Genomic DNA, 24,492 nt, shown 5'->3' on the forward strand with positions numbered 1-24,492 from the left:
ATGGGGGGATCGACTGGAGCGGTCCTCCGCTACCATTTCCCTAGGATATCTTAAAAGCCAGCGCGCCAGACCACAGCGTGATCCGCTGTTCAGGCGGGGCTGAATAGTGTCGCTTGATACATGCACTCATTCAAGGCCGTGATCGCGACTTGCATGCCTGGTGACGTCAGGGGTTGTGATCAGCCGGGCGCTGTTTTGGCCGGTGAGATAGGACCAAAGCCAGCTCCAGGCGACGATCGCGCGGCTTCGGGTTCCGATCAGAAAATAGATATGGGCGAAGCCCCAAAACCAATAAGCCAACGCCCCCTTGAGACGAAACTTTCCGAAATCGACCACGGCAGCGCTCCGCCCGACCGTCGCCAGACTCCCCTGATGCCGGTAGCGGAAGGGCTTGGGAGCGGGTTTGCCTGCGAGACGTGACCGGATGACCTTGGCAATGTAACGTCCCATTTGTTTGGCTGCCGGCGCAATCCCGGGGACCGGCTTGCCGTCCATGCCCAAAACGGCCGCCGTGTCACCGATCACAAAGACATCCGGATATTCCCTGACGGTCAGATCGGGCGCAACAACCACGCGGCCTGCACGGTCAGCCTCCACATCCAGCCAGCGCGATGCGTCGGAGGCCTGCACTCCGGCAGCCCAGATGATCGTACAGGATGGAATGCGCTGTCCTCCCAAGGTTATGCCCGCATGATCGCATGAGGTAACCGGCTGCCCGGTCAGCACCTCAACCCCCAGACGCTCCAGTGCATCCCTTGCATACCCCGAGAGGTCTTCGGGAAATGCCGGTAACACCTTCTCACCGGCTTCGACCAGAAGCACCCTTGCCTTCCTGGTATCAATGTTCCGGAATTCGGAGGGCAGCACCCTTTGTGCCAGCTCGGCAATCACCCCCACCAACTCGACACCTGTCGGCCCGGCCCCAATCACCGCAAAGGTCATCAGGGCATTGCGGTGCGCTTCATCTGGAGTGCTCTCTGCAGCCTCAAACGCCGAAAGCACTCTTCCACGGATGTTGGTCGCATCCTCAAGCGTCTTCAGACCCGGCGCATAGGGTTCCCAATCGTCGTGACCGAAATAGGAATGCCGGGCCCCGGTTGCGAGCACCAGCATGTCGTAGGAAACCGCAGGCCCGCGCTCCAGAAAGACGCGCCTTGTCTCAGGATCAATTCCGCTGACGCGCGCCAGCAGAGTTGTCACATCCTTTCGTTGTCTCAGCAGCCGGCGCAAGGGCCAGGCAATTTCCGATATCGGCAAAATGGTTGTGGCAGCCTGATAGAGAAGAGGCTGAAAGAGATGGTGGTTTCTTTGATCTATCAATGTGATCCGCACACCGGCACCGGCAAGATCATGCACCGCCTGCAATCCGCCAAATCCGCCACCGACAACAACAATGTGCTTGGAGTTCACCATACCGGGGATCCCTAACCTGCCTGTACGCTCAAGGCAAAACCAGTTTAAACGCACTCCTTCCGATCCGGCACAACCACACCAAACACCCGCTCCGGGTTGTCGAAAATGGATCAACTTTTGTGCCGGTCGGTATTACCCGCCTGATGGCCTCTCCCCGGTTACCGCATCGACAAATGCACGTCGAAGTCACCACGCGTCAAGTCTGTTTGCAGGATCTGGAACCGGCATGTCCCGCGGCCCGACGTGTAGGCGACGACGCTCGGGGCCTTCCAGGGTCCGTCCAGATGATGTCTCAAGCGGGAAATCACGAACCGGCACCTCCCGCGCTTGTCCTGTCGTTTGGCAACGACGACACACGCCACAGAACTCGCCAGTGCGCTCGAAAGCTGGTTGGTTCTGTGCTGTTCACGAGCGATGAGATTGCCCCAGTTGTCCGACCACGTCCCCGCACAATTACTGGCATCGAGCGGGCCGATGGCCCCATCGGTGTTGTTGGACAGGGTGATTGAAACCAATGGCTTGGTGATCCGCCCGGCTGCAACGGCGTTCAAGCCATCCGCCCAGGAAAAGCCCACCAGTGCCGCGAGCACACTTATCCAAATTCGCACGTTTTCCGCCTGCTCCGGTTCGAATTTCCTGTTGCTGACCGAAACACAAACAACAGGCAGGATGGTCTGCAGTCAACAGGGTAGTACAAACCTGGCCCTGACTTCCGCCAGACGATCACCTTCGCATACCATCATATGGATCCGAAACCCCGAGACCTACTCTAGGATACGGCAACACTGTTTTCCCGGGCCCAAAGAAGCAGCTCATCGGCCGGCATGGGTTTGGCGATGAAATACCCCTGAACCATGTCGATGCCCAGGACTTTCATCAGGTCCCATTCCGCCTGCGTCTCGACACCTTCGGCCACGATCTCGAGACCCAGCTTCCTGGCCAGCGCAACACTTGATTCCAGCATTGCATAGGTTTCCTCATCCTCGGGGGCTCCGGACACGAAAGCGCGATCGATTTTCAACTCGGAAAACGGAATGCGCTTCAATTGCTGCATTGAGGAGGCACCGGTGCCGAAATCGTCAATCGACAACCCCACGCCCATCAATCGCAACCGTGTCAGGACTTCAAGCGGCTTCGTCACATTCTGCATGATCCGGTTTTCGGTCACTTCAACAACCAGCTTCTTCGGATCCATCCCGAAGCGCCGGAGTGTCTCCCGAATGAAGTCGACAATGTCGTAGCGCTCCAGCGTGTCGACCGAAAAATTGACCGAGGTCTTGATATCCAGTCCCTTGCGGGCCCAGTCAGCCGCATGTTGCATTGCCAACTCGAACACGCGTTCGGTCAGTTCATCAATCAAGCCGTTGTCTTCTATTACCGGAAGAAACGCGCTAGGCGGCATGATCCCTTTCTCCGGATCCCGCCACCTGACCAGCGCCTCGACGCCGGTCAGTTCGCGCCCCGGAACCGCAACCTTCGGCTGGAAGAAAACATCAAGGCATCCATTTGCAAGGCCTTGGCGAACGGTCTCCAGCGGAAGCAATGGTATGGCAGCGCGCCTCGCGGCCTTCCGTTGACGGCTATGCTTTTCCAGCAAGGTTTTCAATGCGGCCGGCGTGACCGGCTTTTGAACAGCTCCGAGGACATTCAGCTGGTGTGCCTCGGCCAGTTGGGCCGCCGTCTGCAACACCCGCTTTTCCTCGCCGCTGATCATGATGACAGCACACTGCGAATTTTGTTCCGCAAGGTGGCGGACACACTCAAGACCATCCATGCCCGGCATGTTCAAGTCACACAGCACGAGATCGGGCGCATGTGCGGCAACCGCTTTCAGCCCTTCATTGCCATCCCGGGCTGACAAGACAGACCGGATGCCGAGCGTTTCCAGCATGCGGGTGATCAGTTTGACCATGAACACGTCATCGTCGACGATCAGTACTTTTAGGTCTTCCATGCCGATGCCCTGCCTGCTGGTCAAAGTTGCCTGATCTGTTCCGATATGGCCCGGGTTTCACAATGAAGCTTGGGAAGTTCCAAACCGATCGTTTGCCAATCGTTCTGCTTGCCTGCCCTTTCGAGTTTCAAGCACACTTCCGAAAGCGCATATGCACCCACCGCTCGGGCCGAAGACTTCAACTTGTGGCAATTCGCGGTCACATCCTCAGCGCTGTCCTGTTCCACGGCCGCGCGGACAGCGCTGCTGATCTCGACGGCCTGCACCACAAATTCAGTCAGCATTTCACGAATGGTCTGGTGATCATCGCCAAAGAGTTCTGTCAGAGCCGACAGGTCGACCGGTTTCGTATCGTCCTGCGCCGTTGCCGGGGGTTCAGCGGATTTATGTGCGGGCGCCGAAGGCAAGTCCTGCGAGGCCGGGGCTTTCTGGTCCTTCCCCGCATCGGGCAACCACCGTTGCAGCATTGCCTGCAGTTTTGCCATCTCCAGCGGTTTGGCGAGATAGTCGTCCATGCCGGCCCTCCGGCACCGTTCAAGATCTCCTTGAAGGGCATTCGCCGTAATCGCGATAATGGGAAAATGCGGGCTTTCGGCACTTTCATCCTGCCGCACCTGCGCCGTCATTTCAAAGCCATCCATCCGCGGCATGTGCACATCGGACAGGGCAATCGCGAACCGCCCGGACCGGATCGCTTCAAGGCCTTCCTCTCCGTTTTCGGCGATCTCCGATTGATAACCGAGCAGATGCAGTTGCCGCCGGATCACATCCTGATTGGTCTTGTTGTCTTCGACGACAAGTATCAGTTCATTGTTTGCGATGGCCTCTTCCACGCTCGGTGGTTCCCGTCTCCTGCTCACGGCAGGTTGCATCGCAGTTTCAGCCTCCGGGTTTTCACGGCCAAGAGCAATTGCGATGGCCGCCACCAGCTTGCGCCTTGTCAACGGCGCGGAGGGAACAATGGTAACGCCGTCCATCCTCGATCCCGTTCCGATCTCGGCCATGCGGCGTGCAACAACAAAAGGAATGCGGGCGAGATTTTCGTCGCCCTTGAATTTTTCAAGGAGGTCCGATTTCACGCAATCATCGTAGTCGACAGCCAGAAAAACCGCATCATAGCCGCGCCCCTGCAAAGCGGCGGCATGGGCTGTGGCAACCAATCGCGCAGCGTCATGGACAAAATCCAGACGCGCTCCGTGCGGCCCCAAGTATCGCCGGAAAAGCAACCGCCGCAAGTCGTCATCCGGCACGAGACACAACAATCGAACGCCGTCGAGATCGCACATGACATCGGGCCGCGCACCTTCGACGATGTCATGGACAAGAGTTAGCGAGAAACAACTCCCCTCCCCCAAGGTGCTCTGGACGTCGACACGGCCTCCCATCATGTCGACAAGACGGCGCACTATCGAAAGCCCGAGGCCCGTGCCCCCGAATTTGCGGGTCGTTGTTGCATCGGCCTGTTGAAAAGGCTGAAACAGTTTTGCAACCTGTTCAGGTGCCATCCCGATCCCGTTGTCTTCGACCCGGTAGCGAACGGCAGCCTGTGTCCCGGACAGACGCTGCAGATCGGCACGGATGACAATGCGGCCCTTGTCGGTGAATTTCACCGCATTTCCGATCAGATTATAAAGGATCTGACGCAGCCGGACCGGATCTCCATAAACCTCGGTTGGAATATCCGGATCGCAATAGGAAACGAAACCAAGCCCCTTCAGCCCTGCACTCGGTCCCATCATCTCGCTGACCCCGTCCAGCGTGTCGCTGATCGAGACGGGAATACGCTCGAGTTCCAGCTTTCCCGCTTCGATTTTTGAATAGTCCAGAATGTCGTTGATGATCGTGAGCAGAGCGACAGCCGACTCCCTGATCGTGGCCGTCATCTGCCGCTGATCCGGTTCAAGGGATGTGTGTCCGAGGATATCGATCATCCCGATAATGCCATTCATCGGCGTGCGGATCTCATGGCTCATGACGGCCAGAAAGGAGTCCTTGGCCTTGGTCGCACTCTCCGCCTTCTGCCGCAGCTGCTCGGCCCGCTCGCGGCTGGTGACGGCTTCCTCCATAAGTTTCAGCGTTTCCCGCCGCGCCTCTTCCAGGGCTTCCATCTGCTGCAAGAGCTTTTCCCGGGCAGTGACCCGTTCGGTGATGTCGGTAAAGGTACTGACGAAACCGCCACCTGGGAGAGGACCGCCGGAAATCTCGATCCAACTGCCATTCGGGCGTCGGCGTTCCAATGCGTGCCGCTCGTTTCCGCGCGCTCTTTCAAGGCTCTGACTGACGGTCTCTTCAACGTCCACGGCGCCGAATTCACCGCGCTCGGCATCAAACCTGATAATTGCTTCAAGGTTTTGGCCGACAAACACCGGACTATCCGGATAAAGGCGTAGGTCTCTGAACCGATTGTTGAAGGCGACAAGGCGAAGATCTTCATCACAGGCAACAACACCTTGGTCGATGCTTTCGAAGATGTTTTCGTAAAGTTTGACCTTTTTGATCAGGTCTGCGCGTGTCAGATCTTCCGCGTCACGTTCCCATATGGAAGCAGAAACCGGGCGCGGACGGACAACAGTGAGGCAAACAGATAGCAAGACAAGGGATAACAGACCGGCGGCTCCAAGGGGCCATCCGGAAAATGTGGCATGAACGGCCGATAAACCTCGCAAAATCGGCCCGCTTTTATCTTCCGGCTGCGCGACAAGAAGCCACTCGCCAACTTTGGTGCCGGTCGAAATGATCGCTATCAATAGCACCGCCGCAAGGATATAGACCTTAAGACGATTTCGCTTCGTGTCAGTCATGAAGCCCTTTTGCCCTTGTCCGAACCGGCAGCTCTGTGTTCATGCGCTCCTGCTGGATCGCACCGGACGGCCAGCAATAGACGCAGAGTAAGGCGCTGGGTGACTAACACACAATATTGTAACTATTCCGGTTAAAACCTGCTTTCCGGCGCACAACGCCGTTGAAAATCAATCCCTTGTGCCAAAATTGCGGGCAAGGCTCCAAAGGCACATTGTACCTCGAGAGGCCTTCCCGGAGAAAGAACGCTCCGCCTTGAGGCCGGCAGCCGGTATCAGTCGTCTTTCTCATTATGGCGTGTCCGGATCCGCCGAACCGTCATCCAGATCAAAAGGACGACAAGAGGAACGGCAATCGCGGCCGTGACGCCGGGCCGGGGCACGGGCAATCCCGCATCCGTGGCACCATGCGCCAGATAGGATATCAGCCCGACCACATAATAGCTGACGGCCGCGACAGAGAGCCCTTCGACGGTTTGCTGCAATCGCAGCTGCAGCCGCGCCCGCCGGTTCATCGATTCCAGAAGGCTGCGGTTTTGCTGCTCGAGATCCACATTGACCCGGGTCCTGAGGGACGTGGTTGCCCGTGCCAGCTTGTCCGACAACGCCGACTGGCGGTCTTCAACCGACCGGCACGTGCTCATGGCAGGCGCCAGCCGCCGTTTCAAGAACGCTGACAAAGTGAGTTCGCCCGGAATACCCCCCTCGTCCAGTGATTCAAGACGCGCATTGACGATGTCGTAATAGGCCCGGCTCGCACCGAACCGGTAGGACGTCGCCGCAGCACCTGCTTCGAGCGAGGCCCCCAGCTGAGACAGTTTGTCAAGCAAATCCCGATTGGCATCGAGCCCTGAAGAATTTTGCATCTTCTCCGTCGCCTGCATCAGTTCGGTTTCAATGGTCTCGATCCCCGGATGCAGCCGGATGGCTTCAAAGAGCCCGAGCAGAGACAGATTGCGATAGGTTTCAAGCTCAAGCAGCCGCTGGATCACTGCCCCTGCCTGGATCGGGTTCATCGCCTCGTTCAAGACGAGGTAGCGGGTCAATCCGTTGCCGTCCGTCCGGAAATCGGTTGCGACCTTGGCGTTGCCCTCCTGAACGGTGAAATAGGTCATGCTGACGGGATCGAAATGGGCACGCCATTCCTCCGATGGGGAGTGCGCAAGCAGGTCCAGCCTGGATGCGACAATCATCGGCCCCGGTGCCCGGAACGCATTCCCGAACGGATGGTTCGACGGGACATTTGCAAACGGTATTTCGGAAGCTGCCGGTCCGTCCCAGGTATAAGTCGTGAACTCGGCATGCCGCTCCCAGGACAGCGTGCCACCGGCAAAGGGCAATGTGTGATAGCGCGCGTTCGGCCCTGGTCCGGGCGCGCCGTGGCTGGCGCAGAAATCAGAGAACCAGGCCCTGTCCTTTGCCGATTGCTCTGCGTCCGTCGTGAAACCGTAGTGGAGCACGACCCGCGGAACGGTTATCGGACGGAAAGGACGGGCATGGACTTCGCCAACCACGGCCTCGCGCAGCGGGTGCGTTTCAAAATGCGGAAGCGGTGTCGCTCCGTTTTGCGACCGGGCCTTTGACACTTCGTGCATCTTGCTCCTGCTCCTTTCGGACGGTGTTGCTGCCTCAAGTAGAAACCATGGCGCAGCCTCACGCTGTTTGTCTCGTCCTTTGACAAGAAGACGATCACAGGCCGCAGGCGCACACGAGAGACTTGAAGTCCGCTGTCGATTGCGGAACTAATCCTGACACAGCCAAATGAAGAACGGATATCCCATGCCTTATCGTCCTGTGTCCGGACATCCTGCCGAGCTGAGTGCGACCGAAGCAGCAGCCTTGATCCGCAATGGCAGCCTGACATCCGAAGCGCTTGTGTCGGCCTGCCTCGACCAGATTGCTGCAACGGACCAGGAGATCAAGGCATGGGAGCATATTCTACCGGAAAAAGCTCTGCGGGATGCGCAAGACTGTGACCGGGCGATTGCCTCCGGTGAAGAAACCGGGCCGCTTTGCGGGGTCCCCGTCGGGATCAAGGACATCATTGATGTTGCGGGCTACCCGACCGAGCACGGCTCTCCGATCTTCACGGGACATCGGCCAAGCCGCGATGCGCGCCTTGTCGAGCGGCTCAGGGCCGCCGGTGCTGTCATTCTCGGCAAGACGGTCACCACAGAGATTGCATTCCTGCATCCCGCAAAAACACGCAATCCGCATGATCTGATGCGAACTCCCGGAGGCTCATCAAGCGGTTCGGCAGCGGCTGTTGCCGCCTATCAGGTACCGTTGTCGCTTGGTTCACAAACGAACGGCTCGGTTATTCGCCCGGCAGCCTTTTGCGGAGTGTATGGTTTCAAACCGACGCGCGGGTCAATCCCCGTAGACGGTGTCCTGCAGACCTCGAAAACCCTTGATCAAGTCGGGTGTTTTGCCCGGTCCGTAGAAGATGTGGCGCTTGTCGCCTCTGTCCTGTCCGGACAAAACATGGGTTGGCACGGTTCCCCCCGCTTGGAAACCACACCCAAACTTGCCTATCTCGACATGCCATTTGCCGACCGGTTAAGCGATGACGCCAAGGCGCAATTTGATGCGCTTGTTGCCGCGCTAGGTTCTTCCTGCAAGCGCATGCCCGCTCCCCGCTTCATCTCCACCGTCATCAATGCACAGCGAAGTGTTCACTTGTACGAAATCAACCTCCACCTTGGAGACAGGCTCCGGCGGAACCCGGAGCTCGTCAGCAGCACCCTCAAACCGCTTCTGTCAGAAGGTGAAGCCATTTCCGATGCAGACTACCACGCCGCACTCGCCGCACTGTCAGAAGCGGCTCCCGAGTTCGAGAACCTGTTTTCAGACGTCGATGCCGTGATCTCGCCGAGTACAACCGGAACGGCTCCGCTTGCCTCCAGCGGAACCGGAGACCCGATTTTCTGCACGGCATGGACCGCCGCCGGGATGCCTGCCTTGACGCTGCCGCTTCTGACCGGCGCGGACGGCCTTCCGCTCGGCGTTCAATTGGCAGCACCTGCCGGACGGGATCGCCATCTGCTCCACCTGGCCCAACAGCTCACGGATCTGCTGGATCAGCCAAACATCAGGATTGGTAATTTTTATTGACCAAACAGCGATACAATAGCATATAGTCCTCGGAGGGGTTTTTCAGGCAGACCAATCCACGGGAGCAGACCGCTTTGTTTCAGAAGGTCTCACAACATCGCACGGCAGAAGCCGTGGTCGGCCAGATCGAGCAGTTGATCCTCAATGGCGTGCTGTCCTCCGGCGACCGCCTGCCGCCGGAGCGTGACCTGGCCAGTGAACTGCAGGTGTCCCGCCCGGTCTTACGGGAAGCCTTGAAACTGCTTGAAGACCGGCAGCTCGTGACAAGCCGCCAGGGTGGTGGCACTTTCATTGCCGATATCGTCGGCCCGTTGTTTTCTGCTCCGTTGACGGCCCTGATCGAGCGCCATCCGGTCGCCATTGCCGACTATCTGGAGTACCGGAGGGATGTCGAGGGACTGGCAGCCTTTTATGCCGCGAAACGGGCAACTACCGCCGACCTTGAGATCCTGTCCCGCATCACTCGGCAGATGCAATCGGCCTTTGACGAGGGCGATTCCAAACGTGAAGCCGCGCTCGATGTCGACTTTCACCAGGCCATCGGCGAGGCGGCGCATAACGTCATTCTCCTGCACAGCCTGCGCGCCTGCTACAAGCTGCTGAGGAACGGGGTGTTTTACAACCGCACCCGGCTCTACGGACATCCAACGGCCCGCGAGCGTCTGCTTGAACAGCATCTGGACATTGCCCAACAAATCACGCTGGGCCATGCGGATGCAGCCCGGACAGCCGCAGAAACGCATATCGACTATGTCAAGGCAGCCATCGAAGATGCTGAACGTCTTTTATCAAGGGAAACGGTTTCCAACCTCAGACTGCGCTCGCGAAAGCCGCCGACCTGACCGGGGTGGCAAACCAGAAAAGACATAAAAGGTTATCACTTTTTACCAATCGAGGACACGTCATGACCGCCGTCACCTGTATTGCCGATCTTCAAGCGCTTGCCAGGCGCCGTGTTCCCAAGATGTTTTACGAATATGCGGACACCGGTTCGTGGACGGAATCGACCTATCACGACAACGAAGCCGCCTTGCAGCGCCAGAGACTTCGCCAGCGGGTGGCCCGAAATATCGACAACCGTTCGCTCAAAACCCAATTGGTTGGTCAGGACGTGACCATGCCGGTGGCTCTGGCACCCGTCGGCATGACCGGCATGATGCACGCGGATGGCGAAATCCTGGCAGCTCAGGCCGCAGAAGACTTCGGCGTTCCCTATACGCTCACAACCATGAGCGTGTGCTCGATCGAGGATGTGGCGGCGCATACCACGAAGCCATTCTGGTTTCAGCTCTATGTCATGCGTGACCGCGGATTTTCTGAAAGCCTGATGAAACGGGCGCTTGATGCAAATTGCTCCGCGCTGGTGCTGACGCTCGACCTGCAGGTTCTTGGCCAGCGCCACCGGGATATCAAGAACGGCCTCAGCACGCCGCCGAAGCCGACGGCCCGCGTCCTTGCCGATCTGCTGTTCAAACCACGCTGGTGCTGGCACATGCTACAGACCAAACGCCGGGACTTTGGCAATATCGTGGGCCATGTTCAGGGCGTTGCCGACATGACATCCCTGTCTGAGTGGACCGTGAGCCAGTTCGATCCGACCCTCGACTGGTCGTCGGTCGAATGGGTGAAGAAGCACTGGAACCGCAAGCTCATTCTCAAGGGGATCAATGACGTCGAGGACTCGAAGATTGCAGCTGATCTCGGCGCAGATGCGATTGTCGTCTCAAATCACGGCGGCCGCCAACTCGACGGCGCACGCGCTTCCTATGAGGTCCTCGGCGGCATTGTCGATGCGGTGGGGGACAAGGTCGAGATCCATTTTGACAGCGGCATCCGATCAGGCCAGGACATCCTCAAGGCCATCGCAATGGGCGCGAAAGGCACATTTATCGGCCGGTCCTACATTTACGGCCTGGGCGCCATGGGCAAGGCCGGTGTGACCAAGACCCTTGAGATCATGCAAAAAGAGCTGGATATCACCATGGCGCTGTGCGGTGAAACCGACATTCGCGAGGCCGGCCGTCACAACCTCGTGCTTTAACTCCGATCACGTCGACCGCGATGACCATTGCCCGCCCCTTGCAAAACCGCGTCTTGCCGTCGGGCGAGATCGTTGCCGCGCGCGGCCGCGGCCTCGTGATGGGCAATCGCGGCGGCCGGATTCACAACCCGGACACACGGACCCTTACCCGCCGCCGCTGGGTCTCAAAGCGCTGGATCTGTTGCCGTTTATTGTTCAAGAACCGCCGCCGGATCGTGATGGGCGACAGCTATACGGAACTGTTCTTTCTGGATGAAGCGACCGCGCTCGCCGCGGGTCACCGGCCTTGCTTCGAGTGCCGGCGGGACGACGCGACAGCGTTTGCAGCCGCTTTTTCCGAAGCGCTTGGCAAAATCCGCCCTCTTGGCGCCGATGATATGGACAAAGTGCTGCATGCCGAACGGCTCCGCCTGGAAAAGCCGTCGCTTTCCACCCGGGACCTGACCGGCTTGCCCTGCGGAACGATGGTTTCCCATGCGAAACGTTACTTCCTCATCACGGCGGCAGGCGCTTTGCCCTGGTCACCTTCCGGATATGGCGAGGCGCGGTCATTCGCGCAGTTTCAGGGCAACATCACCCTCCTGACGCCGCCCTCCACACTCAAGGCACTCGCTCACAATTACGTCCCGATCCTTCATCCAAGCGCTTTCATTCATCAAAAATCCTGATCGAACCATCACGAACAATCGTTTGTGTTGACTGGTCCCGCAGGCCTAATTGGATTTATCCTAAACCTCTCGAAAGCACGTCTTATGTCCGCATCCGCAACCCTTGCGCGTCCCGGAGGCCCCGGCCTGTCCACCTATGATTACGGGCTTTACGCAGCCACAGTCTTTGCATGGGGCTTCAGCTGGATCGCGATGAAGGGGCAGGTTTCGAGTGTCCCGCCCGAGGTGTCCGTGTTCTGGCGGTTTGTACTTGCCTCCAGCGTCATGTTCGGCTGGAGCCTGTTCCGGGGCAAGCAACTGCGGTTTTCGCTATCCACGCATCTCCGGTTTGCAGGACTGGGTCTGTTCCTGTTTTCGACAAACTTCACGCTGTTCTATTACGGCGCCAAGAGCATTCCCTCGGGACTGCTGGCAGTGATCTTCTCGACCGCCTCGATCTTCAACATGATCCTGGCGTTCTTACTTTTCGGTCAGCGTGTTTCCCGCCAGACCGCCGTTGCAGCCGCTCTGGGTTTTGGAGGGGTCGCCTTCATGTTCTGGCCGGAAATCGCCGGAACATCTTTCAACCGCGATGCGGCTTTTGGTCTGCTCCTGTGCATTGCCGGAACATTGTCGTTTTGCATGGGCAACATGGTGTCGGCCTCCACACAGAAAAAAACCATCAGCGTGACGTCGGCCACCACCTGGGGAATGCTTTACGGCACGGTCTTTCTCGGACTGTTTTCATGGGCTTCGGGCAAGAGTTTCGCCATCGAAACGAGCATGACCTATCTGGGCAGCCTGGTTTATCTCGCAGTCGTTGCCTCGGTGATCGCGTTTGCCTCCTACCTCACCTTGCTGGGGCGCATCGGGTCCGCCCGCGCGGGCTACGCAACGGTGATCTTCCCGGTCGTCGCCTTGAGCGTTTCGACAGTGTTTGAAGGCTATGTCTGGACAGCAGGCGCCTTGACCGGTTTGCTTCTGGTGATGGCCGGAAACGTGTTGATGCTCCGCCGTGCCTGACGCCGGGCTATTCCGCAGCGACCTGTAACCCGACATTGCCGATGGCAGCCAGGATATGATTGCACAGCGTATCGTGCATGGCATGGTTCGCGGTCTTGGATCTCAGCATGGCAATGTCGCAGGTTGAAAGCTGCGGAAAGCCGTCGCGCTCGTCCAGAATGCGCATGCCTTCCCGGATGGCGCTTTCCGGAAATACGGTCACGGCAAGACCGGCTTGCACGGCGCCTACAAGTGCTGCGGCACTGGAGCTGGTGTAGGCGATGGAGTAGCGGCGCCCGCGCTTGTCCAGTGCGTCCATGCACATGTGCCGCCACGAGCAGCTGGCCGGGCCAAGCGCAAGACGAACGACATCCATCGTATGCGCACAATGGCGCGACGACGTAACCCAATGCAGGGATTCGCGGCGGATAATGTCGCCACGCAGGGCCGTCATGTCTCCGGAGGTGACGATGGCAACATCGACTTCGTCGTTTTCAATCTTTCGGGACAGCACAAAACTCGAAGCGCATTCCACATTGACTTCAATCGACGGATTCAGCCGGTTGAACGCCGCAAGCACTTCCGGCAGCAGCCGGTCCGCGTAGTCGTCCGGCACGCCGAGCTTCACTTGCCCGACCTCGCCCCGGCTGTTGAAAGCGGACAGCGTCTCGTCGTTGAGGCGAATCATCCGGCGCGCATATTCGACAAGCCGCAAGCCATCCTCCGTCAACCGGGACTGACGGCCGTCCTTTGCAAAAATCGGCTGTCCGACCCGCTCTTCGAGGCGCCGCATCTGCATGGAGACAGCAGATTGGGTCTTGTGCACCGCCTCACCGGCCTTTGTGAAACTGCCGAGCTCGGCAATTGCGAGGAAAGTCCGCAATTGATCGATATCCAGTGCGTGTGACATGTCCGGCTCCGGGCTTGCAAGAGGGCACCTACCTTGGAGTGTGTCTGCTGACCGCCCACGTTCCATTCATAGTGCACACTTGCATCAACAACAATGAAGTTTCACTGATACTATCATCAGCATTTATGATCATTTTTGGGCGGTGCGTTACTCCGCCGCCAGCGGCACGGAAAGGTTGTCGAGGGAAGAGACGATATGCTCGACTAGGGCCTCCGTAACCCGCGCATTCTGCCGCCAGGATCTGACAACGCCGATTTCGCAGTCGGGCAGCCTTGGAAAGCCATCGCGCTCGCACAACACCCGCATGCCGGGCTTGAGGGCCGATTCGGGCAGAACCGAAACCGCGAGCCCCGCGAGCACTGCGGCAGCCACCGCCGTCGAGTTCCAGCTGGAATAAAGCAACCGGCTTTCGCGTTCGACCGATGACAACCCCTGGAGGGCAGCCTTGCGCCATTCGCACGTTCCGCGGCCGAGCGCTAGCGGCAATGGCATTTCCTTATCGACCGCATGCCGCGCGGACGTCACCCAGAGCAACGGCTCCCTGCGGATAATTTCCGGCAATTGCCGCCCTTTCCTGAGGACATGAGTGACAATGGCAACATCAAGCTCGTCCTGTTTGATCAGCTCGAAAAGATTGGGCGTTGGCGCGCACACGACACTGACCTCCGCCTTGGGATTTGACCGCGAAAACCGGGCGAGGATCTCGGGCAAAAAGCGATCCGCATAGTCATCCGGCGTTCCCAGCCGGACAAAACCGGACACCTCTGTTTCGTCAAAGGCGGCAAGGGTTTCGTCATTGAGCTGCACAAGGCGTCTCGCATAGTGCAAGAGCTTCTCGCCATTCTCGGTCAGACGCGATGTGCGGCCGTCGCGGATGAAGATCGGCCGTCCGATCCGTTCCTCAAGGCGGCGCATCTGCATCGAGACTGCGGATTGTGTCTTGTGAACCACTTCGGCGGCCTTTGTGAAACTGCCACTTTCCGCAATTGCCACGAATGTTCTGAGTTGATCGAGATCCAGCATGCGACGCCTTTCATCAGCATTTTAGATCAATATCACAAAAAACATTCGTTAGTGAAATGAATATTTCCACCCCATCCTGGGAAGCAGAGAGAGCCAACCGGACAATCCCGAACACGGGGAAAGTTGATCATGGAAACTCTGACCCACATCGCCACTCTTGTAGCCGAGCGGTTTGAAACATTGGTCGCCGTTATTGAGAAACACCAGGCTGGCCGTCAGCTTGCCCGGATGAGCGACCGGTCCTTGAAAGATATTGGTGTGCCGCGCGGACAAATTGACGGTGCGGTTCTGCCCGGATCCGGCGCTCCCTTGAAAACCGGACCGTCACCCGGTCAAGCGCTTCCACATACATGCAATCCCACCGATTGCGAAACGGCCGAAACCAAAAACGTCGCGTCCACAAGGCAGGCTGCCTGACTTCACAAAAATAGATTGATTGCATCACAAACATTCGTTGGAATTATACATCCAACACGAGCACAGTATCAAAGTTCCAAAACCAGACGCCAGATGGCGCCGCATCGCCTGCGAAGGGATTTCGCCGGCTCAATGGAGGCTATTGCCATGTCATACTTGTCGATTTTTGCCTGTTTTTCCGCAGTATCGGAAGCAGTTGCGCGCGTGGCACGTGCGGTCAAGAATCGCCGCAAGGTGACATGCCTCGGCGATTTGTCAGATTCCCAGCTTGCGGATCTTGGGTTGAGACGGGCCGATATCGGATTGGCGCTTCGTTTGCCAATGTGGACCGATCCGGCAAGCGTCCTGACCAACTGGGCCGACGAACGGCGTCTGGTAGATACGTCGGTTCAATCCTTTGCTTGTTTCGCCGCCAACTCGGACGAAAAGTCGCCCGACGGCCGCGGCGGCCAACCGGCCCGCGCAGCCTGACCCCTCCGGACTGCAAGGCCACTGCAGCCCCTGTCAGCAGCCTCGCTGACATCAACTGGCCCGCCGCCCCCGGCGGGCCTTTTTTTTATGTTTCGCCGGACTTCAGGTCCCGGGATGCGTTGGCGAAAAACTCGTCAAAGGCCTCGAACTGGCTGGACTGGAGAGACCGCCCGGCATTCATCCAGTCTGCCACGATATCCTCAAACTCACTGCGCTCATCAACGTGAGCGTCTTGCCGTTCCGGATCTACATCCGTTTCGATATCATCAGCCGCCGCTGCTTCGGTGCCGTTGGCCTCGTTGTCGTATACATCCGGTTCCCCGGCATCAGAACCCGGCGATTGAGCGGGGGTAAAGAACGGCTGCAAGAATCCTTGCCAGAACGCCTGCACCGCCTGCCCGTAATCCTGCATCATGTCCATGGGCGTCGGTGCCGGTTTGGGACGCCCGCGCGCAAATCCGCGCATGAAGGCATCCAGCATTTCCTGCCCCTGACCGGGCAGATAGGGACGCACCAGTTTGGCCATCGCCAGTGACGCGGCAACCGGCATCACTTCCTGGATTGCATCCTGTTGCAGCCCGGTGATCTTGGCAATGTGTTCGGCAACCGCAGACCGGACCGGTTCAGGCCCGTAAAAGAATGCCAACTCATCGGTTTCGGTCTTGCTGGTGGCCCCAAACATACTGGCGAAGGGATTGTCCGCACCACTTCCCGCCATCCAGGGAGCCCAGGGATTCGGTGCCTTGCCGCCAAAAAAGTCAAACCCGGATTGGGCTGCCGGCAAAAGCTGCGCCATCGCCTTGTTCAGGTCTTGCGGCTGCCAGCCAAACCGGGCCTGCATATCCTCCGCCACCGCCGAAAGAGTGTATGGAAAAAAGCTGTTGTTCGGGTCGGGCATGGTCCCTGCCTGGTGCGAGTGAGTCGCCCCAATCATCGGATTTCACTAACGCGCAGTCAACACATCGCAAACCATTGCGTGTCCGGCGTCAGCTTCGTAACGGACCAGGGCCTAATAGGCATAGTCCTTATATAAATATGACAGGTCGCCCTTCCAAGGACCATTGTAGCGGCCCAGCAGCACATCGGCGGGTGACATGCCCGCAGCCATGCCTTCGACCAGTGGCGCCAGATGCACACGCTCATCCAGATCGCCATCACTCATATTCGCGCGCCGCTTCAAGCCTTCCTGCGCCAGATCGAGGGCCTGCCGGGCAATGTCCAGCACGGTTCCGGACCGGAACGGCGTCTGCAGGGCAAACTTCGGCACGTCTGAGCGAAGGGCCGCGCGTTCCTCGGAACTCCAGTCCTTTACCAAGTCCCATGCCGCATCAAGCGTATCGCTGTCATAGAGCAAGCCGACCCAAAACGCCGGCAGGGCACAGATCCGCCGCCACGGGCCGCCATCGGCCCCGCGCATTTCAATGAACTGTTTCAGCCGAACATCCGGGAACAAGGTCGACAGGTGATTGTTCCAATCGCCCAGCGTGGGCTCCGGGTCTTCGATTTTCCCGGCAAGGCCGCCCTTCATGAATTCCCGGAACGTGGTGCCGGTCACATCATGATAGGTGTTGCCGCGCTTGACGAAATACATGGGAACATCAATCGCCCATTCGACATAGCGCTCGAAGCCGAAGCCGTCCTCGAAGGCAAATGGCAGGTCGCCAGTTCGGTCCGCGTCGGTATCCGTCCAGATCTGGGCCCGGAACGACTTGAAGCCGTTCGGCTTTCCATCGGTGAAGGGCGAATTCGCAAACATTGCGGTTGCGACCGGCTGCAAGGCCAGCCCGACACGCATCTTTTTCACCATGTCGGCTTCGGATGCAAAATCGAGATTCACCTGAATGGTCGAGGTCCGGTACATCATGTCCAGGCCGAGTGAGCCGACCTTAGGCATGTAGTTTGTCATGATTTCATAGCGGGACTTGGGCATCACGGGGATGTCCTTGCGCAACCAGTCCGGTGTCATCCCGATGCCCAAAAAACCGATCCCGAGTGGTTCGGCCACCTGACGCACATCCGCCAGATGCGAATTGGCTTCACGGCAGGTCTGGTGCAGGGTTTCGAGAGGGGCTCCCGACAATTCGAACTGCCCGCCCGGCTCGATAGAAATCGCGCCGCCGCCATTGGGATCGGCCAGACCGATGATCTTGCCCGCATCCTCGATCCGGTCCCAGCCGAGGATCTTTTCCATGCCAAGAAGTACTGCCTCGACACCGGAAGGCCCCTCATAGGCAATCGGGGTCTGATCCTTGACGTGATAACCGAACTTCTCGTGCTCGGTGCCAATCCGGAAGTCGGCGACGGGCTTGCACCCCGCTTCAAGCGTCGCGGCCAGCGCAGCGACATCCTTTACCGGCGTGGAATCAACCGTATCGCGCGCCATGCAACTCTACCCCCGGACAGTGACTGTTGACGTGCCGCGCAGAACGCCCGGACGCCGATCGCATTTAGGCTTGATCAGTCCAAAATGCAAGCGAGGCTTTTCACCTGAACGGAGTGTTGCGGTTTCCGGAACCACGGGCAATGGCCACCGGTTCAAACAGCCCAATCCCCCAGCGTCGCCTGGATCACCGCAAGAGCTGCAACGGCAGCCGTATCTGCCCTGAGAATGCGCGGCCCCAGAGGAATTGGAACAACAAACAGCTGAGCGCGCAGGAGCGCCCGTTCCTCTTCGGAAAACCCGCCTTCCGGCCCGATCAGAAGCGCAAGTGGCGCTGGACCGGCTTCTGCCAGTGCAGCGAGTTCCAAAAGCGGGTTGTGGGTTTCCTCGCCCTCGTCACAAAACAGCAAGCGGCGCCCGGGATCCATCCCCGGCCAGGTCTCGACAAGCTCCTTGAGCGAAACCGGCTCCGAGACTGATGGCACTGCCAGAACGCCACACTGCTCCGCTGCCTCGATCACATTGGCTTCCATGCGTTCGAGATTGATGCGGGTCGACTGGGTGTGCTGGGTGAACACGGGCCGGAGCGTGCCGGCACCCATCTCGACCGCCTTTTGCACCATGTAGTCGAGCCTTGCATGTTTCAGCGGTGCAAACAGATAGTGCAGATCGTTGACCGGGGTCTGCACCCGCGTCTGGCGTTCGAGATTGAGGACACAGGCCTTCCGGCCCGTCGCCTTGATCGACGCGAGCCATTCTCCGTCCGAGCCGTTGAACACGAGGACCTGATCGCCGTCTTTCAACCTCAGGACATTCAGGAGGTAATTGGCCTGGCCCCGGTCCGCCTCAATGCTTGCCCCGTCCGCCAGAACGTGCCGCAGGAACAATCGCTGCAGTTTGAACTCGTATTTGCCCATAGGCACAGGGTGTCTGTTGAAGGCGGCGCACGCAACAGCTTTGGCCCAATTTCCTGTGGGTTCCACAGGGGCAACCGGTTCACGACCACCAGCTGATTGATAAATGATTCACAGGCCCTGCCTGCAATCGCGCAGCGCTGACACAAGACCTTGACCGCAGCGGCTTGTCGCTTCAGGTTCGGCGCAGTTTCAAGGGATTCAGAGCGTGTCAGAAACCAAGTCGAATGTCGCAGAATTCTCGGTCTCCGAGATTTCCTTCTCCATCAAGAAAACCATGGAAGACACGTTCGGCTATGTCCGTGTGCGCGGCGAGCTCGGCCGCATATCGCGGCCCGGATCGGGACACATCTATCTGGATCTGAAGGATGACCGCGCGGTCCTGTCCGGTGTGATCTGGCGCGGTGTCGCGTCGAAACTGAAGATCCAGCCCGAACAGGGTCTGGAAGTGATCGCCACCGGCAAGATCACGACCTTTCCGGGCCAATCGAAATACCAGATGGTGATCGACGCGCTGGAACCGGCAGGTGCCGGTGCGCTGATGGCGCTTCTGGAAGAACGCAAGAAAAAGCTTGCCGCCGAAGGCCTGTTCGCACCCGAGCGCAAGAAGATCCTGCCGCATTTGCCCAAGGTGATCGGTGTGGTCACCTCGCCCTCCGGTGCGGTGATCCGCGATATCCTTCACCGGATTTCCGACCGTTTTCCGCTGCATGTGCTTGTCTGGCCGGTCCGGGTCCAAGGCGAAACCTGCGGCGCCGAAGTTGCCAACGGCATTCGCGGCTTCAACGCCATTGCACCCGGCGGCCCGATGCCCCGGCCCGATCTTCTGATCGTCGCGCGCGGCGGTGGCAGCATCGAGGACCTTTGGGGATTCAACGAAGAGGCCGTCGTGCGCGCGGCCGCAGACAGCGACATCCCGCTGATTTCGGCGGTTGGCCACGAAACCGACTGGACCCTGATTGATCTGGCAGCCGATGTCCGTGCGCCGACGCCGACGGGCGCGGCGGAAATCGCGGTTCCGGTGAAAGCCGACCTGATGGCAATGACCGACGATCTGTCGCGGCGCCTGTTGTCGGGCCTGAACAGGCTGGTTGCCAGCCGCCGAACGGAGTTGCGGGCAGCAGGTGCCGCCCTGCCCGCTCCGCGTGATCTGCTCGCCCTGCCCCGCCAGCGCTTCGACACGGCTGCAACCGGGCTTGAGCGCGGGCTGATCGTCAATACCCGCCATCACCGCAGCGCTTACCAGAATGCGGCTGCGCGGCACGCACCCTATCTACTGACCCGCCTGCTCAGCCAGGCCGGTGACCAGTTGACGCGCGAAAGCGAGCGCCAGCACCGGGCCTTGCGGACATCTTTCTCTCAGAAACGCCAGGGCTTCGAGGCGCTGGCAGCCCGGTTGACCCCGGGCCGCTTGACCCAGCAGATCAGCGTGAACTCCGAACGGCTCACCGGCCTTGGCGGACGGCTTGACCGGGCCTATGGCGCCAAACTGGGCCACGAGCGGGAAAAACTGCGCGGCCTCGGCAGCTTGTTGCAGTCCTTGTCGTACAAGGACGTTCTGGCGCGCGGCTACGCGGTCGTCAGGGACGACAAGGACCAGCCGTTGCGCTCCACCGCAGACATCGCTTCCGGCGCGGCCCTGTCGATCGAACTGGCGGACGGCCGGATCGATGCGATTGCAACCGGCGAGAGCGCGGCTCCCGCGCCTTCAAAGGCAAAGCCGAAGCGCCCCACAGTGCAAAAAGACAAACCGGCGGATCAGGGGTCTTTGTTTTAGGGGAGTTGCAGAGCAGCCTGAGCCATGCGGCGAGGCTGACCGGTTCTGAGCAGCCGCCTGACGGTTGTCATCCCGGAAAAACCAACGGGTTTATCCGGGATCGGAGAGCCAATGAGATCAGCAACTTCCAGTTTCATCGATCCCGGCAAGGCACTTTGCCTGGCCGGGATGAGGCTCATGCTTTCAGGAACCCGACTGAACTGGCTCCGCAGGATTTCATATTACCCCATCATCGACGGCAGGAAGGTGATGATGGAGGGAAAGGCCAGAAGTCCTGCAATGGTCAGCACATCGGCCACGAAAAACGGAACGCAGCCCCGGAAGACTTCCTGAACCGGGATATCCGGCCGCACGCCACTGACCACGAAGCAATTGAGCCCGATGGGCGGCGTGATCAAACAGAGCTCCGCCATTTTCACGACCAGAATGCCGAACCAGATGGCGCAGGCCTCCCCGGACAGACCGAAGGCACTGTCCGCCGCCGACACGGCTTCCCCGCCATTGAGCGCCATCACCGCCGGATAAACCACCGGCAAGGTCAGGATCAGCATGCCGATCGCATCCATGAACATGCCCAGCACCGCATAGGCAAGCAGAATGCAGATCAGCACGATCCAGGGCGAGAATTCCAGCGCGACGATGAAGTCCTTGAACGCTTCCGGCAGCCCGGCAAAGCCCAGGAACCGGACATAGACCAGCACGCCCCAGATCAGGGTGAAGATCATCACCGTCAGCTTGGCGGTCTCGTGCAACGCCTGCCCCAGCTGCTTGGTGCGCATGCCTTTTGCAAATGCCACAACCAGGACGACGAACGCTCCAAGGGACCCGGCTTCGGTCGGCGTCGCCAGACCGAAAAAGAAGGCAGAGAAAATGATCGCGACCACGGCAACAATCGGCAAGGTGCCCGGGACCGATTCGAACCTTTCGCGCCAGGAGTACCCGCGCACCGGGGGGGCATCGCCCCGGAAGGCGGAGATGCCGACAATGATCGCCACATAGACAAATGCCGAAAACACGCCGGGCAAGAAACCTGCGATCAGCAGTTTTCCGACCGATTGTTCGACCAGAATGGCGTAGATCACCAAAATGGCCGAGGGCGGGATCAGCGAGGCAAGCGTACCGCCAGCGGCAACCACGGCGGCCGACAGGCGCTTCGAGTAGCCGGCCGCCAGCATTTCCGGGATCGCGACCCGGGCAAAGACGGCAGCCGTTGCGACGGAAGCTCCGGATACGGCGGCAAAGCCCGCCGTCGAAAACACGGTGCCCACGGCCATGCCGCCGGGCATCCAGCCAAGCCAGCGTTTGGCCGCTTCAAACAGCTGCTTGGTGAAGCCGGCATAAAAGGCCAGAAACCCGATCAGAATGAAGGTCGGCAGCACCGACAGGGCATAGGTGACCGATTTCGAATGCGGGATGGTGCCCGCCATTTTCAGGGCCGTGAAAAACCCGCGCTCAAAGCCTTGCAGCAGCGAGAAATGAATCATCAGGCCGACGACCCCGACAAAGGCAGCGGCAAAGGCCACCCGCATGCCCAACACAACGAGAACAAGCAGAACGCCTGTCATCAGGAGACCAACATCAAACGGGGTCATTTCGCGCCTCCGGCTTCCGTGTCTTCGCCAAAGGCTTCCTCGATTTCGTGCTGGGCCACCTCTTCCACATCATGGATCACAGGGACGGCGACGGCGGCCCTGTCCGGGTTCACGACCAACCGCGCGTAGCCATAGATCTGTAACAGCAGGCGACAAAACAGGAGGCTCAGGGCAATCGGCACGAGCAGTTTCGACGGCCAGGTCGGCAGCCGGATATCCATGGTGCTGTCACCGAAACTCCAGGCCCGGTCGAAGTGATACCAGCTGCCCCAAATGAGCAAAAACACCACCGCCGCGATCAGGATCACCCCGATCATTTCGCAGATCCACAAGGCCCGGCCATGCAACCTGCCGAGCACGATTTCCATCCGGATATGGCCGCCGACGCGCTGGCAATAGGCAACACCTGCAAAGGCAAAGATCGCCATGGCCTGTTCGGTGATGTCGATAAATCCGGGGATCGGCGTGTTGAACAGCAGCCGCCCCAGCACCTGGGCCACGGCGAGCAGCATCAATGCCAGAATGGCAAAGGCGGCAATCATGTTGAAGAGGTTTTCGACATGGCCCAGCGCGCCGTCGAAACGCATAAAGGTTTGAGGCCGCCCGGGTTCGGGAGACACGGCCCTGCCTTGAGTATTCATGTTGGATTATGCCCCGTCAGTCGCCCTCCCGGCGTTATGCCGGGAGGGGGGTCTGGCGTATTCTGGCCAGGACCAGCCAATCAGTTGTTGACGGTCGTGTTGACCAGATCGAGCAGTTCCTGAGCCGGCAGGCCATTGGCGGACTGCTCCTCGACCCACGCCGTCCAGATCGGACCGGCCTTTTCCTTGAAAGCTGCAAGTTCTTCATCGGAGAACTCGACTTGGGAAATGCCCTGGCTCTCCAGCTCCGGCCACCATTTGTCGTAGAGCGCGTTGTAGGTCGTCAGATAATGGTCAAGTGCCGGGCCAACCGACTCGTCAAGCGCCTGACGGTATTCCTCCGGCAAGGCATTATAGGCATCCATGTTGACCACCACCGGACAGTGAACCGTGCCCGGATTGAGGTTTTTGGTCCACCAGTCGGCAACTTCGATGGTCTTGAAGGCCATATGGGCATGCGGCGCAAAGCCTGCCGCCTGAACCGTTCCGGAATCGATTGCCTGATAGGTCTCGGAAGCCGTGACCGACGTCGGCACCGCACCGACCGCTTCCATCATCTGTCCGAGACCGCCGAGTGCGCGCACCCGCATGCCGTCAAAATCGGAAATGCTGTCCGGCGCGTCTCCCTTGCCGGCAAAATTATATTGCGGCATCGGCGAGGGCATCAGCGGCTTGGCATTCCAGCGCGCCAGATCCTGTTGGACAGCGGGGTGCTCATAAAGCACCTTCGATACTTCCACTTCCTTTTCCAGATCGGATACCCCGAGGAAGGGCAGCTCCAGAACGGTCAGGCTCGGGTTCTTGTCGGCATGGTAGGACGCGCAGAACTGCGCCAGCTCGAAAGCGCCAAAGGAGATCCCGTCGAGATTTTCACGCGACTTGGACAGCGCCTCCCCGTAGTTGAGCTTGATCACGAATTCGCCGTTGGTGCGGTTCGACACTTCCTCGGCGAGCTTTTCGACATGTTCGGTAAAGGCGCGGCGCTTGCCCCAAAGCGATGCGTTCCAGGTGACGTCTGCAGCGAATGTCTCGGCCGCAAAGACCAGCCCCAGAACGGCGGTTGTCGCAGCCGTCGTGGTTTTCAAGAAATGCATGTAAATCCTCCCAGATTTTTCATAGTCCCCTGCCCGAAACCGGACAGACCCCCACCTGTTATAGGCAGGTTTGACAGATCCCAAAACCGAACATGCCGCGCACGCCCCCGGTGACGCAACAGGATTTGCAGGAATTTGCATGAAATGCCCCAGATCGTTTCAGGAGCCCGCTCGCCGGATCAGCCGCGCTCGTGACAATTCAGATCAGCCTCAGGATTTGCCCGATTTGCCGCAGCAACACACTCGCATGGCCAAACCGCGCTTCCTTCCGGAGAAACACCGACCGCCATAAGTGCAGCCCGCA

Annotated in this window: 21 protein-coding genes; 8 read left to right on the plus strand and 13 right to left on the minus strand. The window is 59.2% G+C overall.

Features of this window, described 5'->3' with window-relative positions; all coding sequences use genetic code 11:
• Nucleotides 1-126: 126 nt before the first annotated feature.
• The 5 genes from E1297_RS27540 to E1297_RS27560 all read right to left on the minus strand — a co-directional run bounded on the left by E1297_RS27540 (nucleotide 127) and on the right by E1297_RS27560 (nucleotide 7,760).
• Nucleotides 127-1,410: an NAD(P)/FAD-dependent oxidoreductase gene (locus E1297_RS27540; RefSeq protein ID WP_368669706.1), complete on the minus strand. Its 1,284-nt coding sequence runs from the start codon at nucleotides 1,408-1,410 to the stop codon at nucleotides 127-129.
• Between the two features lie 161 nt (nucleotides 1,411-1,571).
• Nucleotides 1,572-2,021 carry a hypothetical protein gene (locus E1297_RS27545; protein WP_155143909.1) on the minus strand — a complete coding sequence of 150 codons (450 nt, stop codon included), beginning with the start codon at nucleotides 2,019-2,021 and terminating at the stop codon, nucleotides 1,572-1,574.
• A gap of 161 nt (nucleotides 2,022-2,182) precedes the next feature.
• Nucleotides 2,183-3,367: an EAL domain-containing protein gene (locus E1297_RS27550; protein WP_155143910.1), complete on the minus strand. Its 1,185-nt coding sequence runs from the start codon at nucleotides 3,365-3,367 to the stop codon at nucleotides 2,183-2,185.
• A gap of 20 nt (nucleotides 3,368-3,387) precedes the next feature.
• Complete coding sequence (locus E1297_RS27555) at nucleotides 3,388-6,168, minus strand: PAS-domain containing protein (RefSeq protein ID WP_155143911.1); 2,781 nt, start codon at nucleotides 6,166-6,168, stop codon at nucleotides 3,388-3,390.
• A gap of 272 nt (nucleotides 6,169-6,440) precedes the next feature.
• On the minus strand, nucleotides 6,441-7,760 hold the full coding sequence (locus tag E1297_RS27560; protein ID WP_155143912.1) for a DUF3422 family protein: 1,320 nt from the start codon (nucleotides 7,758-7,760) through the stop codon (nucleotides 6,441-6,443).
• Between the two features lie 184 nt (nucleotides 7,761-7,944).
• Here E1297_RS27560 and E1297_RS27565 point away from each other — a divergent pair, with 184 nt between their 5' ends.
• From E1297_RS27565 to E1297_RS27585, 5 genes are all read left to right on the plus strand, one after another.
• A complete protein-coding gene (locus E1297_RS27565; protein WP_155143914.1) occupies nucleotides 7,945-9,279 on the plus strand; it encodes an amidase in 1,335 nt (444 codons plus the stop codon).
• A 74-nt stretch (nucleotides 9,280-9,353) separates the two neighbouring features.
• Nucleotides 9,354-10,121, plus strand: a complete 768-nt coding sequence (locus E1297_RS27570) for a FadR/GntR family transcriptional regulator (protein WP_155143916.1) — start codon at nucleotides 9,354-9,356, stop codon at nucleotides 10,119-10,121.
• 62 nt (nucleotides 10,122-10,183) lie between these two features.
• Nucleotides 10,184-11,320, plus strand: coding sequence for an alpha-hydroxy acid oxidase (locus tag E1297_RS27575; RefSeq protein WP_155143918.1), 1,137 nt, complete (start codon nucleotides 10,184-10,186; stop codon nucleotides 11,318-11,320).
• Between the two features lie 20 nt (nucleotides 11,321-11,340).
• Entirely contained in the window at nucleotides 11,341-11,988 is a 648-nt protein-coding gene (locus E1297_RS27580) for a hypothetical protein (protein ID WP_155143919.1), read from the plus strand.
• A gap of 84 nt (nucleotides 11,989-12,072) precedes the next feature.
• Nucleotides 12,073-12,990: a DMT family transporter gene (locus E1297_RS27585; protein ID WP_155143921.1), complete on the plus strand. Its 918-nt coding sequence runs from the start codon at nucleotides 12,073-12,075 to the stop codon at nucleotides 12,988-12,990.
• 7 nt (nucleotides 12,991-12,997) lie between these two features.
• On the opposite strand, the gene E1297_RS27590 is transcribed toward E1297_RS27585, so the two are convergent.
• Entirely contained in the window at nucleotides 12,998-13,879 is an 882-nt protein-coding gene (locus tag E1297_RS27590; RefSeq protein ID WP_155143922.1) for a LysR substrate-binding domain-containing protein, read from the minus strand.
• 147 nt (nucleotides 13,880-14,026) lie between these two features.
• Nucleotides 14,027-14,902: a LysR substrate-binding domain-containing protein gene (locus E1297_RS27595; protein ID WP_155143923.1), complete on the minus strand. Its 876-nt coding sequence runs from the start codon at nucleotides 14,900-14,902 to the stop codon at nucleotides 14,027-14,029.
• 129 nt (nucleotides 14,903-15,031) lie between these two features.
• Between E1297_RS27595 and E1297_RS27600 the strand changes: the two genes are divergently transcribed.
• Complete coding sequence (locus tag E1297_RS27600; protein ID WP_155143924.1) at nucleotides 15,032-15,319, plus strand: DUF1127 domain-containing protein; 288 nt, start codon at nucleotides 15,032-15,034, stop codon at nucleotides 15,317-15,319.
• Between the two features lie 147 nt (nucleotides 15,320-15,466).
• Entirely contained in the window at nucleotides 15,467-15,790 is a 324-nt protein-coding gene (locus E1297_RS27605) for a DUF1127 domain-containing protein (protein ID WP_244327913.1), read from the plus strand.
• An 85-nt stretch (nucleotides 15,791-15,875) separates the two neighbouring features.
• On the opposite strand, the gene E1297_RS27610 is transcribed toward E1297_RS27605, so the two are convergent.
• From E1297_RS27610 to E1297_RS27620, 3 genes are all read right to left on the minus strand, one after another.
• Nucleotides 15,876-16,688, minus strand: coding sequence for a hypothetical protein (locus E1297_RS27610; RefSeq protein WP_155143925.1), 813 nt, complete (start codon nucleotides 16,686-16,688; stop codon nucleotides 15,876-15,878).
• A gap of 111 nt (nucleotides 16,689-16,799) precedes the next feature.
• Nucleotides 16,800-18,173, minus strand: a complete 1,374-nt coding sequence (locus E1297_RS27615) for a glutamate--cysteine ligase (protein WP_155143926.1) — start codon at nucleotides 18,171-18,173, stop codon at nucleotides 16,800-16,802.
• A 152-nt stretch (nucleotides 18,174-18,325) separates the two neighbouring features.
• The gene (locus tag E1297_RS27620; RefSeq protein ID WP_155143927.1) at nucleotides 18,326-19,087 is read right to left on the minus strand and encodes a 16S rRNA (uracil(1498)-N(3))-methyltransferase; all 762 of its coding nucleotides are present in this window, start codon (nucleotides 19,085-19,087) and stop codon (nucleotides 18,326-18,328) included.
• 205 nt (nucleotides 19,088-19,292) lie between these two features.
• Between E1297_RS27620 and xseA the strand changes: the two genes are divergently transcribed.
• Entirely contained in the window at nucleotides 19,293-20,861 is a 1,569-nt protein-coding gene (xseA, locus tag E1297_RS27625) for an exodeoxyribonuclease VII large subunit (protein ID WP_368669702.1), read from the plus strand.
• A gap of 221 nt (nucleotides 20,862-21,082) precedes the next feature.
• On the opposite strand, the gene E1297_RS27630 is transcribed toward xseA, so the two are convergent.
• The 3 genes from E1297_RS27630 to E1297_RS27640 all read right to left on the minus strand — a co-directional run bounded on the left by E1297_RS27630 (nucleotide 21,083) and on the right by E1297_RS27640 (nucleotide 24,188).
• Complete coding sequence (locus E1297_RS27630; RefSeq protein ID WP_155143928.1) at nucleotides 21,083-22,453, minus strand: TRAP transporter large permease; 1,371 nt, start codon at nucleotides 22,451-22,453, stop codon at nucleotides 21,083-21,085.
• A complete protein-coding gene (locus tag E1297_RS27635; protein WP_155143929.1) occupies nucleotides 22,450-23,094 on the minus strand; it encodes a TRAP transporter small permease subunit in 645 nt (214 codons plus the stop codon). Before E1297_RS27635 ends, E1297_RS27630 begins: the two co-directional genes overlap by 4 nt.
• Before the next feature lie 80 nt (nucleotides 23,095-23,174).
• Complete coding sequence (locus E1297_RS27640) at nucleotides 23,175-24,188, minus strand: C4-dicarboxylate TRAP transporter substrate-binding protein (protein WP_155143931.1); 1,014 nt, start codon at nucleotides 24,186-24,188, stop codon at nucleotides 23,175-23,177.
• Nucleotides 24,189-24,492 lie beyond the last annotated feature (304 nt).

The organism is Roseibium sp. RKSG952, from assembly GCF_009711355.1.